We start from the raw sequence: 14,876 nt of genomic DNA on the forward strand, positions 1-14,876 counted from the left end.
CTCCTGATATAAAGCTCGGATAAACAAGAGAAATGATGCGAAACATTTTGCATTCTCGTATCTTTTGTGTACTTTTGCATCAAGTATTACTCAAAAACAAAAACAACTATGGCAACAATCAAACCGTTCAAGGGTGTACGCCCTCCCAAAGAACTTGTAGAACAAGTGGAGAGTCGTCCGTACGATGTTCTCGATTCTGAAGAAGCACGTGCTGAAGCAGGAGACAATGAGAAGAGTCTTTACCATATTATCAAACCGGAAATTGATTTTCCTGTAGGTACTTCAGAGTATGATCCGCGTGTTTATGAAAAGGCTGCAGAAAACTTCAAGAAGTTCCAAGATAAGGGATGGCTTGTGCAAGATGCCGATGAACACTATTATATCTATGCTCAGACTATGAACGGCAAAACTCAATATGGTCTTGTCGTTGGTGCTTATGTAGATGACTACATAAATGGCAATATCAAGAAACATGAACTGACCCGTCGAGATAAGGAAGAGGATCGTATGAAGCATGTACGTGTCAACGATGCTAATATTGAACCGGTGTTCTTTGCATATCCAGACAATGATGTGCTCGATAAACTTATTGCACGCTACGCAGCAACAGAGCCTGAATATGATTTCATAGCTCCGATAGACGGATTCCGACATCAGTTCTGGGTAATTGCTGATGAGGCTGATATTCAGACCATCACCGAGGAATTTGCCAAGATGCCCAGCCTTTATATTGCTGACGGTCACCACCGCTCTGCGGCTGCTGCACTTGTGGGAGCTGAGAAGCAAAAGCAGAATCCTAACCACAAAGGAACTGAAGAGTATAATTATTTTATGGCTGTTTGTTTCCAAGCCAGCCAACTCACCATCCTTGATTACAACCGAGTTGTTAAAGATCTCAATGGATTGACTTCGGAAGAGTTTCTTGCTGCCTTACAGGTTAATTTCATCGTTGAAGACAAAGGAGAAGAAATCTACAAACCGCAACGTTTGCATGAATTCTCACTCTATCTTGACGGACACTGGTTTGCTTTGACAGCAAAAGAGGGTACTTACGACAATACTGACCCAATCGGGGTGCTTGATGTGGATATCTCCAGTCGTTTGATTCTCGACGAGATTCTCAACATTGGTGACCTCCGTTCTTCTAAGCGTATTGACTTTGTGGGGGGCCTTCGTGGACTTGGTGAGCTCAAACGCCGTGTTGACAGTGGAGAAATGCGTGCAGCTTTAGCACTTTATCCTGTAACAATGCAGCAAATCATGGATATTGCCGATAGTGGAAAAATTATGCCGCCAAAGGCAACTTGGTTTGAACCAAAATTGCGCTCAGGACTTGTAATCCATAAACTGTCATAAACATACGGTTAATAATGGCGTCTTTTGGGACGTCCTTGAAAAACGTTAGATGACTGACGAATTTAAAACAATATCAGCGACAAGCGAGGGATACTACACCGAAAAACGGAGCAAGTTCCTCGCTTTCGCTCATCATGTGGAAAATCATGATGAAATAAAACTTATCTTGGCAGGGTATCGAAAAAAGTACTACGATGCTCGCCATGTTTGTTATGCGTATATGCTTGGTGCCGAACGTGCTGATTTTCGTGCAAATGATGATGGCGAACCAAGTAGTACAGCAGGAAAACCTATCTTGGGACAAATCAATTCAAACGAACTGACAGATATCCTTATTGTTGTCGTTAGATATTATGGCGGTGTCAATCTCGGAACTTCAGGACTTATTGTGGCTTACCGTGAAGCAGCAGCAGATGCTTTGGCGCATGCGAAGATGGAGTTGCGACAGGTGGAAGAAGAAGTCAGCTATACCTTTACCTATCCACAAATGAACGATGTAATGCGTATAGTCAAAGATATGAATCCACGTATTATTTCACAAACATATGATAATACCTGTGTCATCCGTATGGCTATCCGTAAAAGTGAGGCGCAACAATTACGTGACAGATTGGCGAAATTGTTGTAATACAGCGTATAATTTTGGATATTTCAGAAAAAAAAGTTACCTTTGCACATTATTTAATAAAGGAAACAAAAAAAACAAAATAAAACTATGGCAAAGAGATTCGCCGAACACGGCGGTTTGAACTTGACGCAGGTTAACAATGATATCCTGCAGATGTGGAAAGATAAGAACGTTTTCTTACGCTCTATTGACGAACGAGAGGGATGCCCACAATTCGTATTCTTTGAGGGACCTCCCTCAGCAAACGGACATCCTGGAATCCATCACGTACTTGCCCGTTCTATAAAAGATACTTTCAATAGATACAAGACCATGCAGGGCTATCAAGTACATCGTAAAGCAGGGTGGGATACTCATGGACTGCCTGTGGAGCTTGGAGTGGAGAAAGAACTCGGAATTACTAAGGCAGATATTGATAATAAAGAGAGCGAACGCTATATTTCTACAGAAGATTACAACCGTAAATGCCGTGAAAATGTGATGATGTACACCGCAGAATGGCGTGATCTTACTGAACGTATGGGTTACTTTGTGGATCTTGACCATCCCTATATCACTTACGACAATAAGTATATTGAAACCCTGTGGTGGCTTCTTAAGCAATTCTACCAGAAGAACCTTCTCTATAAGGGATACACTATACAGCCTTATTCGCCAGCAGCAGGAACGGGACTCTCGTCACATGAGTTGAACCAACCTGGTTGCTATCGTGATGTAAAGGATACTACTTGTACAGGAATGTTCAAAATCAAAGAGGCAGAAGGAAATGCTGTCGTTGATGCACTCAAACAAAAAGGATGGGGCGAGCTTTATTTCCTTGCTTGGACAACTACGCCTTGGACTCTTGCGGCTAACTCAGCACTCTGCGTAGGTCCTAAAATAGATTATGTGGCTGTTGAAACCTTTAATCCCTATACAGCAGCTCCCGTTACTGTCGTAATGGCAGAAGCACGCTTGAACGCATACTTTAAGCAAGAAGGTAAAAATGCTGATTTTGAAGCGTATAAGGCTGGTGATAAAATTATTCCTTGGCGTGTTGTAGAACATTATAAAGGAACCGATCTCGAGAATATTCATTATGAGCAGTTGCTGCCCATGATTTCGCCAATCGGTGAAGGCGCATTCCGTGTTATCCTTGGTGATTATGTGACCACTGAGGATGGTACAGGTATCGTACATATTGCACCAAACTTTGGTGCTGATGATGCTTTTGTTGCCAAAAAAGCTGGTGTTCCTGCCATTGTCTTGATCGATAAGAAAGGCGCAGAGCGTCCTGTAGTCGATCTCGAAGGTAAATACTATTTGGTTGAAGATCTCGATGCTGATTTTGTTAGCAAGTATGTTAATCTGGAAGAGTGGGGTAAATATAGTGGTCGTTATGTCAAAAATGCCTACGATGACACACTTACCGATAAAGACGAAACGCTCGACATCAGTATTTGTATGGACCTAAAAGCTGCTGGCAAGGTTTTCAAAATTGAGAAACATGTCCATAGCTATCCACATTGTTGGCGTACCGACAAACCAGTACTTTATTATCCACTCGATTCTTGGTTTATCCGTAGCTCGGCTTGCAAGGAGAGAATGAGCGAACTTAACAAAACCATCAACTGGCAACCTGAATCAACAGGAAGTGGACGTTTTGGCAACTGGCTTGACAACCTCAATGACTGGAACCTGTCACGTTCACGCTTCTGGGGTACTCCTTTGCCTATTTGGCGTTCAGAAGAAGGAGAAGAAATCTGTATCGGAAGTGTAGAAGAACTCTACAATGAAATAGAAAAATCAGTGGCTGCAGGCTTCATGAAGTCAAATCCATTGAAAGACCAAGGCTTTGTGCCAGGAAATATGTCGCAGGAAAACTACGACAAAATAGACTTGCACCGTCCTTACGTTGATTATATTATTCTGGTTAGCCAATCTGGTAAGCCAATGAAGCGTGAAGCAGACTTGATCGACGTTTGGTTCGATTCTGGTTCTATGCCTTATGCACAGATTCACTATCCATTTGAAAATCAAGATGCTATTGATAAGAAGAAAGCTTTCCCCGCTGACTTTATCAACGAGGGAGTCGATCAGACACGTGGTTGGTTCTTCACACTGCATGCAATCGCTACGATGATTTTCGATTCGGTAGCTTTCAAGAATGTAATATCATCAGGTCTTGTGTTGGACGCAAAAGGAAACAAAATGTCGAAACACGTCGGCAATGTGGTGAATCCTTTCGATATGATAGAGAAATATGGTACAGATGCCGTACGTCTTTACATGATGACCAATTCAGAACCTTGGGACAACTTGAAGTTTGACCCAGAGGGAGTGGATGAAGTGCGTCGCAAGTTCTTTGGAACACTTTACAATACATACAGCTTCTTTGCTTTGTATGCAAACGTAGATGGTTTTGAACCAGGCCAGCAGCAGATAGACTTTGCAAAACGTCCAGAAATTGACCGTTGGATTCTGTCTTGCTTGAATACATTGATTAAGAAAGTAACTGCAGAACTCGAAAACTATGATCCAACACGTGCAGGTCGTCTAATAGATGCATTTGTAAACAACGACCTTTCCAACTGGTACGTACGTCTTAATCGTAAACGTTTCTGGGGTAAGGAAATGAGTGACGACAAACGTTCAGCCTACGAGACTCTTTATACCTGTCTGATGACTGTAAGCCGCTTGTTGGCTCCATTTGCACCGTTCTATTCTGATCAGTTGTATCGTGACCTTGGTGGAGAGAAAGACAGCGTACACCTTGATGCTTATCCTACTGCAGATGAAGCATTGATAGACGCTGACCTTGAAGCAAGAATGGAAATGGCACAACAGATTACGTCTATGGTTCTTGCCTTGCGTCGTAAGGTCAATATCAAGGTACGTCAACCGCTACAGAGCATCATGATTCCTGCCACTGCAGAACAAAAGCGTCACATAGAGGCTGTCAAAGATCTTATACTTAATGAAGTTAATGTCAAGGAGCTTAACTTTGTTGAAGGTGCAGGTATCCTTGTCAAGAAAGTGAAATGCAATTTCCGTACAATGGGTAAGAAGTATGGTAAACTCATGAAAGGTGTTGCAGCACAGATGAGTGGACTCTCTCAGGAGCAGATTGCTGATTTGGAGAATAAAGGTACTATTGCCATACAGGTTGACGGACAGAATCTTGATGTCGAACTGGCAGACGTAGAAATCATTAGTGAAGATATTCCCGGATGGCTTGTTGCTAACGAGGGTTCATTGACCGTTGCCCTTGAGGTCGAACTCACCGATGAGCTCAAGCAAGAGGGTATGGCTCGTGAAATTATCAACCGTGTGCAGAATATCCGTAAGGATAGCGGTTTGGAAATCACAGACCGTATTCAAATCGTTCTTGCACCAAATGCAGAAATTGAGCAGGCTGTTAAGGGATTTGGTGATTATATCAAGACACAGGTTCTCGCCGATGATATTACTATCAGCCCCAATGATGGCATAGAAGTGGAATTTGATGATTTCAAACTGAATATACAAGTAACAAAATCCTGATTATAACAAATCCTAAATTTAAGTATTATGGCAACAGAAAAGACCAGATACACAGATGAAGAACTGGAAGAGTTCCGTCAGATTATCAACGAAAAGTTGGCATTGGCCAAACGTGATTACGATCAGATGATGCGAGTTCTGATGAATCAAGACTCTAATGATGTTGATGATACATCACCAACATATAAGGCTCTTGAAGAAGGAAGTGCTGCCCAGTCGAAAGAAGAAATTATCTCGCTTGCAGCTCGTCAGCAGAAGTTCATTCAAGGACTGAAGGCAGCATTGGTTCGTATTGAGAACAAAACTTATGGTATAGACCGGATTACCGGAAAACTCATACCAAAAGAACGCCTGCGTGCCGTTCCTCATGCCACCTTAAGTGTTGAGTCGAAAATGGCTGGCAAAAAATAGGTAAATGGCAACGAATCTTAAGATGAAACGCGGATGGATGGCAGCACTTATAGTGACCGCCATCCTCTTGATTGACCAAATTATCAAGATATTGGTCAAAACGAATATGGCACTCCACGAGCAGATAGAAATCTTCTCGTGGTTTAAAATCGTGTTCATTGAAAACAATGGTATGGCTTATGGAATGGAGATTGGCAGTAAACTGATACTTTCAATCTTTCGTATCATTGCCGTTGCCATACTCGGCTGGTATATTGTTCGACAGGTTAAGAAGAATGCACGTTGGGGATATATTGCCTGTTTGTCCATGGTAATGGCAGGTGCGGCAGGAAATATTTTTGATTCGATGTTCTATGGTCTGATATTCAACGCATCGTCCAATTATTATGTCTCATACTTCGTGCCCTTTGGAACAGGCTATGCTCCGTTTCTGATGGGTAAGGTGGTTGACATGTTCTATTTCCCACTTATCGTTACTACCTGGCCTGAGTGGATACCAAGAGTAGGTGGAAATCCATTTGTTTTCTTCAGCCCTGTCTTTAACTTTGCGGATGCGGCTATTTCAGTAGGTGCTGTTCTGTTGTTGCTTTTCTATAGGAAAGAAATTGGTGAGATTGAATTTAGAAGAAGCAAATGAAAATTGGCGCAACGAGGTATGCGCTCTAAAAAACGTGAATATGAAACATATAATAGTCATAATTCTGCTTCTGTCAGTTACGTTCTCCTGCAAACCCACAGTACCGGCTGACTATATTCAACCCAGCGACATGGAAGACATCCTTTATGATTACCATGTTGCTCAAGCTATGGGGCGTGAAGGACAAAAGAACAGCCTACCGTATGATGAGAATGGCTATTTTCAAGCTGTTTTACGTAAATATCAGGTTACCGAAGCTGAATTTGACTCTTCATTGGTGTACTATTACTCTCATGCTGAGAGACTGAAGAAAATATACCAGAATGTTAGTGAACGTCTCAATAACGAAGCTTCTGCCCTTGGTGTGACAAGTGGCTCTTTCGGACTTTCTACTTATGGTACAACAGGTGATACTGCCAATGTTTGGCGCGGTCCTTCGGAAGTGATGTTAATGCCATTGCCCACAGCCAATCGTTTTGACTTCTCCCTGAAAGCAGATTCCAGTTATCATAAAGGTGACAGTTTCATGTTCCAGTTTAACTCCGATTACATCTACGAGGCGGGCTCTCGTGATGCTGTAGTGTGCCTCTTATCTACATATGAAGGCGACAGTATCGTACAGACCGTTTATCATATCACGATGTCTGGACTTTCACAAATTCGTGTTCCTGTCAATCGTGACTATCGATTGAAGGAAATGACAGGCTTTGTTTATCTTGCTTCAGACCATCAAGATCGCAATGTACGTCGTATGATGTTTATTAACGACTTGCAACTGATTCGATTCCATCAGAGAAAAGAAGAACAAAACGACAAACCATTATCTGTAGAACCTATTAAAGATGAAACCAAGAAGGATAGCATGCTTAGAATTAAAGATGCCAGACCATTGTCTGCTGACACGGCAGGTCGTAATGATACAAAACGGAATCATACGCGAAGTATTCCCGTTAAACAAAGAATACCCATACACGGAATGGGTGCCCAAACGTCTGGAAGTAAGAAATGACGCACAGGGCAGACCAACCCTTTGGGATGATAACAAACCAATAACATAAAATAAAACAGAACAATATGAACATCAAAGTACGTTTGGCACTGATGAACTTCATAGAGTTGGCCGTTTGGGGAGCATACCTCACATCTATGGGCAATTATCTTGGTAAAGCGGGTATGGGAGCAGAAATCTCATGGTTCTATGCCATTCAAGGTGTTGTCTCAATCTTTATGCCTACACTTATAGGTATTGTGGCTGACAAATATATCCAGCCTCAACGTCTGTTGGGTTTGTGTCATCTTCTTGCAGGAGTTTCGATGTGTGGTTTGTTCTGGATGGGACAGACCGCTGGTCAGCCAGATGAATCCCTGTTTATGGCTGTTTATACCTTTAGTGTTGCTTTCTATATGCCTACCTTGGCATTGTCCAATACGGTGGCATTTACAATATTGAAGAACAATGGCCTTGATACGGTAAAAGATTTCCCACCCATTCGCGTGTTTGGAACAGTTGGTTTCATTGTTATGATGTGGCTTGTGAACTGTGCTGCATGGGATAATGGATCCTTGCTCTTTGTCTTGGGTGACAACAACAATAAGTTCCAATATACTCATTTCCAGTTCTTGGTTTCTGGCCTGATGAGTTTGGTACTTTTCTTGTATTGTTTCACATTCTCAGAGTGCAAATTAGTGAAGAAGGAAAAACAATCGCTCTCTGAAGCATGGGGACTTGACGCTTTCCGGTTATTCAAGAGCAAGCAGATGGCACTTTTCTTCATTTTCTCCGCCATGTTGGGCATGTCTTTGCAGGTTACCAATGGTTATGCAACTCCATTTATTACATCATTCAAAGGTGATCCTGCCATGATAAATACGTTTGCTGCCAACAACGCAACGCTGTTGGTGTCAATATCCCAGGTGGCCGAAGCACTTTGCATCCTGTTGATACCGTTTGTCCTTAAACGTTATGGTATCAAGATTGTCATGCTCATTGCCATGTTTGCATGGGTTTTACGCTTTGGATTCTTTGGATTGGGAAATCCTGCTTTCCCTGGAGTTATCCTGTTTGTGTTGTCGTGTATTGTATATGGTGTGGCTTTCGATTTCTTCAATGTGTCTGGCGGACTTTTTGTCGATCAGAAATGCGACATCAAGGTGCGCGCCTCTGCACAAAGACTGTTTATGCTGATGACGAATGGCCTTGGTGCCACCATTGGTACGTTATTGGCAGGTAAGATCATCAATCATTATTGTGCGTTCACTCCAGATGGTTATCTGATGGGTGATTGGCGCACTTGTTGGTTGATATTTGCGGGTTATGCACTTGTGGTGGGAATCCTTTTCGCCATTCTGTTCAAACCTAAGAATCTGTAAATTCGAAATGTAAAAGAATGAAAGAAGTTCGATATTTCTATGTTCCAAAGGCTGGTGAGTGCGACGCCTTACCATCCGAAGAAGCACAACATGCTGTTCGGGTGTTGCGTTTGCAACCAGGCGATGAGATGATGTTAATGGATGGAGAGGGAACTTTCTATAAGGCGGAGGTCTCTGTTGCGTCCAATCATCATTGCTTATACCGCATCCTTGAGACATTACCACAACAGCGTCCTTGGAGTGGACGTATTCATTTGGCTATTGCACCGACAAAGATGCTTGACCGTATGGAATGGTTGTTGGAAAAAGCTGTGGAAGTGGGAGTCGATGATATTTCATTTTTGGATTGTCGCTTTTCGGAACGTCGGCAAATCAAACTTCCACGAATGGAAAAAATCGTGATTTCGGCCATGAAACAGAGCCGAAAGGCATGGAAAACGAATCTTGATGAAATGCAATCTTTCAGCCAGTTTGTCGCTGCAGAACGACCTGGTGACAAGTTTATTGCCCATTGCTATGAAGAAGTCGAACGTACTTATCTTTTTGACGAATTGAAGCATCTGCCTGCAGACACACCTGTTACCATACTTGTTGGTCCTGAAGGTGATTTCTCTATAGAAGAGGTGCGACAGGCTATCAGTCAGGGATACAAATCCGTACATTTGGGAAAGAGTCGTCTGCGTACGGAAACAGCAGGATTGTCTGCTGTAATGATGGCTCAGTTGTGCAAACCTTATAAAACAGATTAGACATGCATAGCATTTCTTTTAATCAAGTGACTCCATGGGTGTTTGCAGAGGTTACAGATTTGCATTCAGAAGTGTGGAAGTCACAGGTAACCTTTGAACGTGGCAAGAAATACCTTGTCGCAGCAGATAGTGGCTGTGGTAAAAGTACGTTCTGTAGTTATCTTCAGGGTTATAGAAATGATTATACAGGACAGATTCTTTTCGACAAGACGGATATTAAATCTTATGCTATTAGGCAATGGGTAGAAGTTCGCCAACGTCATATCGCTATGCTCTTTCAGGAAATGCGCCTTTTCGCGGAACTTACTGCGTATGAAAACGTAATGATAAAGAATCGCCTGACTTCTTCAGCGTCGGCGGTTGAAGTCAAAGACTGGTTTTCGCGGCTTGGACTTTCTGACAAACTTGATGTGAAGGCAGGTCAACTTTCACAAGGTCAACAGCAAAGGGTAGCCTTGCTGCGCTCTCTTGTACAGCCTTTTGATTTTCTCGTAGCTGACGAACCCATTTCTCACCTTGATGACACGAATTCCTATGAAATGGCTCATATCATCAGAGAGATAATAGATAAAAATGGATCTGGTCTTATAGTAACAAGTATAGGTCGCGATCTTCCATTTGATTATGATAAAACATTAAAACTATAAAACATAAATACAGAGCAAAAATGAAAAACGTAGAATACTGGCAACCGGAGCTTGAGACCATGCCCCGTCAGCAATTAGAGGCACTTCAGGTAGAAAAACTCCGTCGAACTATTGACATATGCCTTCAATCCCCCTTTTACAAACGGGTGTTGGGCGAACGAGGTATTACATCAGATACTATCAAGACCATTGATGATGTAAGACGCTTGCCTTTTACCACTAAACAGGACTTGCGCGAAAACTATCCTTTCGGACTTGTTGGAGGCAATATGAAAGATGCAATCCGCATCCATTCTTCCAGTGGTACAACAGGAAATCCGACAGTTGTGACATATTCTCGCCATGATATAGAGTCATGGGCAAATATGATTGCTCGTAGTATGTATATGGTTGGTTGCAGAGATACTGATGTCTTCCAAAATTCCAGTGGCTACGGCATGTTTACTGGCGGATTAGGTTTCCAGTATGGTGCAGAAAAACTTGGAGCCACTACGGTACCTGCTGCTGCTGGTAACTCTAAGCGTCAGATTATGTTCATCCGTGATTTTGGCACTACTTGTCTTCATGCCATTCCGTCTTATGCCATTCGTCTTGCGGAAGTTTTTCATGAAGAAGGTATAGATCCACGAAGCACAAAGTTGCATACTCTGTTTATAGGGGCAGAGCCACATACAGATGAGCAACGACGTCGCATCGAGCGATTGTTGGGGGTGAAAGCCTATAATTCTTTTGGAATGACCGAGATGAATGGTCCTGGTGTAGCTTTTGAGTGTCAGGAACAAAACGGTATGCACCTCTGGGAAGATAACTACATCTTGGAAATCATAGATCCCGATACTTTAGAACCCGTTCCTGATGGAGAAATCGGAGAAATGGTTCTTACCACTCTCGACCGTACTATGATGCCCATTTTGCGTTATCGCACTCATGATTTGACTCGTATTCTGCCTGGCGATTGCCCGTGCGGACGCACTCATAGACGCATTGACCGTATCAAAGGTCGTACAGATGACATGTTCATCATTAAGGGAGTTAATGTGTTCCCCATGCAAGTGGAAAAGATACTTGTCAAATATCCCGGTTTGGGAAGCAATTATCTTATTACGCTTGATTCAGAAGGCGATAATGATGTAATGACTGTTGATGTGGAACTCGATGGATTGAATACAGACGTCTATCCCGAACTTCAGAGAATGACCAAAGACATTCAGCGTGCATTGAAAGACGAAATACTTCTTACGCCTCGTGTACGTTTGGTAAAGAAGGGGTCTCTTCCGCAGAGTGAAGGTAAGGCGGTGCGTGTAAAAGATCTTCGTCCCGGACGTGGATAAGACAGGGATAAAAATGAACCGAACATGAGAAAGATAATAATCCTTGGAATATTGATATTGACGACTTTCGCAGCTGAGGCACAAAATACGATGAAAGATGTATTTCTCAGCATGCCGAAATCGTTAACACCTGAATTGACAGAAAACAACAGACTTGACATGGTGGATTTCATAGAATCGAAAATGAAAGCTCGTGTAGATAATCTGTTGGATGGACATAGCGAATTGCTGATGCTTAACGATAAAGCATTCTCTTTGCAAATAAGTGAAACCTTGCGGTATGATGTCCGCTTGCTGTTGGCAGATGGAGACAGTATCATCTGTTTGGTAGCTACTTATGGAAAAGATGCTCCAGAAAGTAATGTAACATTTTATAAGGCCAGTTGGGAACCGATTCCATCCAGCCAGTTGATCACTCTTCCTCAACAGATGTATGTGGCCTCATTTGTTTCTCCAGATAATTCCGATTTGCAGATAATATATTCTCAGGCTCTTAATCCTGTTGCTATGGAAGGACAAAAAAATGAAAAAGAAATAGCTGTGATGTTGAAGTGGAATGGCAAAAGGTTTAATGAAAGTTAAAATTTTAAAGAAATATACGAAAACTCTTGCGGGTATAAAAAAAAACGTCTATATTTGCAACGTGTTTTTCATGGTATTAGATTATTAAGGTTAATTGAAAATTGCTTGTCGTGAGACAAGCAATTTTTTTTGAAATGTATCATACCTTAAAACCAATTACTACAATCTTGATTAAATCATTCAATACTAATAATAACTATTATGGAAACAGAACAACTATCGACAGTTAAGAAAACCATCGTAGGCGTACAATTTCTCTTTGTGGCTTTCGGTGCAACTGTTCTTGTGCCACTACTGATTGGCATTGATCCTGCAACGGCTTTATTTACCGCAGGTCTGGGAACATTTCTCTTTCATTTTCTTACCAAAGGGAAAGTCCCGATTTTTCTGGGAAGTTCATTTGCTTTTATTGCCCCAATTATCGCTGCTTCCAAACAGTGGGGGCTTCCAGGGACAATAGCGGGACTAACCAGTGTATCATTAGTCTATTTTGTGATGAGTGCTCTTGTCAAGTGGCAAGGAAAACGTCTTCTTGACCGTATCTTTCCTCCTATTGTCATTGGGCCTGCTATTATTCTGATAGGTCTGTCGTTATCAGGAAGTGCTGTGAATATGGCAAAGACCAATTGGATCTTGGCTTTTGCTGCGCTTATCACAGCTATTCTCGTTTTGACCTTTTGCCGTGGACTTATGAAACTTGTTCCTATTATAACAGGTGTGGTAGTTGGTTATGTGTTGGCCATTACAATGGGTGAGGTCGATTTCTCTGGAGTAATCGCTGCGCCTTGGATATCCTGCCCTGTATCGTTTGACACGTTGAGTCATTTCTCTTGGGGACCTTTCATCTATATGTTGCCAGTGGCAATAGCTCCGGTTCTTGAGCACATTGGAGATGTTTACGTTGTAAGTGCGGTTGCTGACAAGGATTTTGTCAAGGAGCCAGGCCTTCATCGGACAATGCTGGGAGATGGAGTTGCCTGTTTGGCATCTGCCGTACTTGGTGGTCCTCCCGAAACAACCTATTCTGAAGTGACTGGTGCAATGTCTATCACAAAAGTCACCAGTCCGGTTGTTATCCGGATTGCAGCAGCCACAGCCATCTGCTTTTCTATTGTAGGCAAACTTAGTGCATTGCTTCAGAGTATTCCTCAGGCTGTTTTGGGCGGCATCATGCTTCTTCTGTTTGGAACGATTGCAAGTGTTGGTGTTCAGAATCTGATGCATAATAAGGTTGATTTAAACAAAACGCGCAATGTCATCATCATGTCTGTCATGTTGACCATGGGATTGGGTGGGGCAGTGCTCTCGTCAGGTTCATTTACCATTTCTGGCATTGGCCTCTCAGCAGTTGTTGGTGTAGTGTTGAATTTGATTCTTCCAGACAAGAAAGCTGAGTGAAAACTCACCAATATCAATGGTCCCCTGAAATTATTAACGAAGTTCCCAACGATATAAATACTAATCCGCAATGCCTAATTTAGGTGTTGCGGATTTTTATAGGTATGCTCGGCATAATTCTAAATAGGCAATAAAACAACAAAGGGCATAACTAATCCCAAAAATATTGTTGTTCAATTTACATTGCGTCCATTCTTCCGTCCTTATGAGTAGAAAGAATAGCAAACGAAGAATGAAATTTCCCCTTCGATATTATGGTTTCAATGATGCGAAGAACATGAGTTTGTATAGATTGTACAGTTGTGAGACAGGTCTCTCGCCATTTAGGTTGCGCATGAGATAATAGCCGATGGAACTTCTATATATTAAGCGTAAAACAGGCAAGAGTCCAATCTTCTTAAGAACTTCCACATGCTGGAGTAACCGAGAGTAGGGGACAATGTCTTTACGGAATTTATACAAAGTATGCATAGCTTCTTCCGTCTTGATCATGAAATAAGTGTTTGATTCAAAACGGGTGAGATATACAGGATTCTCAATGTGTGAGATGATGATTCCGTTTTGTTTCAATGTCTTTCCGAAAATCACATCCTCGTAGCCGTATTGGCGAAAGCGTTCATCAAAACGGCAACCTTCCATTACTTTGTGTTCGATGAGAAAATTGGTGGTTCTGAAATTCTTGTATGGGTTGCGTTTCCGTTGTTTTGCAGTATATTCTTTCTCATGCGTTTTCTCGTAATGGTAGCGCAAACTGTGACGCAGTTTATTTGCATCTCCACCAATGCATAAGCCACCACAAACCACCGAAGCCTTGTTGTCAAGATAGCGTTTCAGATAGTCTGGGTCAAGGATGTCCACATCGCAGTCAAGAAATAGTAATGTGTCATATTCTGCCTTGTCTGCCAACCAGTTGCGGATGATTGCGCGCCCCATGTTTTCTTCATGGATGATATAACGCACATGGTCGATTGCTGCCACTGGTCTGTTCTGATCAACGTATTTGGGATTGGTAGAACCATCTTCGACAACGATAATTTCGAAGTCGATGCCACAATTGACAGCTTGAACGTGTAGTTCTTGGACCAACGCACAGCAGTTTCTGTTGAATACAGGTATAAGTATGGATAATCCTTGCTTGTACATGATTGCAAAAGTAGTAAAAAATGTTTGTATGGTGAAATTTTGTCGATATTATTTTGCATTTTTCTTGAATTATAGTACTTTTGCGCGACATTTTAATAATAT

At 42.1% G+C, this 14,876-nt stretch carries 13 protein-coding genes; 12 read left to right on the top strand and 1 reads right to left on the bottom strand.

From position 1 onward, the window contains the following. The first annotated feature begins 108 nt into the window (after positions 1 to 108). The 12 genes from CIK88_RS09805 to CIK88_RS09860 all read left to right on the top strand — a co-directional run bounded on the left by CIK88_RS09805 (position 109) and on the right by CIK88_RS09860 (position 13,631). On the top strand, positions 109 to 1,356 hold the full coding sequence (locus CIK88_RS09805) for a DUF1015 domain-containing protein (protein WP_094389904.1): 1,248 nt from the start codon (positions 109 to 111) through the stop codon (positions 1,354 to 1,356). A 49-nt stretch (positions 1,357 to 1,405) separates the two neighbouring features. Then, entirely contained in the window at positions 1,406 to 1,984 is a 579-nt protein-coding gene (locus CIK88_RS09810) for a YigZ family protein (protein WP_094389905.1), read from the top strand. A gap of 87 nt (positions 1,985 to 2,071) precedes the next feature. Then, positions 2,072 to 5,506 carry an isoleucine--tRNA ligase gene (ileS, locus tag CIK88_RS09815; protein WP_094436172.1) on the top strand — a complete coding sequence of 1,145 codons (3,435 nt, stop codon included), beginning with the start codon at positions 2,072 to 2,074 and terminating at the stop codon, positions 5,504 to 5,506. Positions 5,507 to 5,533: 27 nt separating this feature from the next. Further along, positions 5,534 to 5,917, top strand: a complete 384-nt coding sequence (locus tag CIK88_RS09820) for a molecular chaperone DnaK (RefSeq protein ID WP_094389907.1) — start codon at positions 5,534 to 5,536, stop codon at positions 5,915 to 5,917. 4 nt (positions 5,918 to 5,921) lie between these two features. Further along, the gene (locus CIK88_RS09825) at positions 5,922 to 6,554 is read left to right on the top strand and encodes a lipoprotein signal peptidase (RefSeq protein ID WP_173815661.1); all 633 of its coding nucleotides are present in this window, start codon (positions 5,922 to 5,924) and stop codon (positions 6,552 to 6,554) included. A gap of 40 nt (positions 6,555 to 6,594) precedes the next feature. Beyond that, the gene (locus CIK88_RS09830; RefSeq protein ID WP_094389908.1) at positions 6,595 to 7,563 is read left to right on the top strand and encodes a DUF4296 domain-containing protein; all 969 of its coding nucleotides are present in this window, start codon (positions 6,595 to 6,597) and stop codon (positions 7,561 to 7,563) included. A 65-nt stretch (positions 7,564 to 7,628) separates the two neighbouring features. After that, positions 7,629 to 8,924: an MFS transporter gene (locus tag CIK88_RS09835; protein WP_094436174.1), complete on the top strand. Its 1,296-nt coding sequence runs from the start codon at positions 7,629 to 7,631 to the stop codon at positions 8,922 to 8,924. Between the two features lie 17 nt (positions 8,925 to 8,941). Continuing rightward, positions 8,942 to 9,673 (top strand): 16S rRNA (uracil(1498)-N(3))-methyltransferase, encoded by a 732-nt coding sequence (locus tag CIK88_RS09840; protein WP_094436176.1) that lies wholly within the window; start codon positions 8,942 to 8,944, stop codon positions 9,671 to 9,673. Positions 9,674 to 9,675: 2 nt separating this feature from the next. Continuing rightward, entirely contained in the window at positions 9,676 to 10,320 is a 645-nt protein-coding gene (locus CIK88_RS09845) for an ATP-binding cassette domain-containing protein (protein ID WP_094436178.1), read from the top strand. Between the two features lie 20 nt (positions 10,321 to 10,340). Beyond that, a complete protein-coding gene (locus tag CIK88_RS09850) occupies positions 10,341 to 11,651 on the top strand; it encodes a phenylacetate--CoA ligase family protein (RefSeq protein WP_094436180.1) in 1,311 nt (436 codons plus the stop codon). A 24-nt stretch (positions 11,652 to 11,675) separates the two neighbouring features. Further along, positions 11,676 to 12,233, top strand: a complete 558-nt coding sequence (locus CIK88_RS09855; protein ID WP_094436182.1) for a DUF3256 family protein — start codon at positions 11,676 to 11,678, stop codon at positions 12,231 to 12,233. 201 nt (positions 12,234 to 12,434) lie between these two features. Then, on the top strand, positions 12,435 to 13,631 hold the full coding sequence (locus CIK88_RS09860; RefSeq protein ID WP_094436184.1) for a uracil-xanthine permease family protein: 1,197 nt from the start codon (positions 12,435 to 12,437) through the stop codon (positions 13,629 to 13,631). Between the two features lie 252 nt (positions 13,632 to 13,883). Here the strand turns inward: CIK88_RS09860 and CIK88_RS09865 are convergent, their stop codons facing one another. Beyond that, positions 13,884 to 14,774 (bottom strand): glycosyltransferase family 2 protein, encoded by an 891-nt coding sequence (locus CIK88_RS09865; protein WP_094436186.1) that lies wholly within the window; start codon positions 14,772 to 14,774, stop codon positions 13,884 to 13,886. Positions 14,775 to 14,876: the final 102 nt, after the last annotated feature.

This window comes from Prevotella sp. P5-50 (assembly GCF_002251295.1).
Lineage (GTDB): Bacteria > Bacteroidota > Bacteroidia > Bacteroidales > Bacteroidaceae > Prevotella.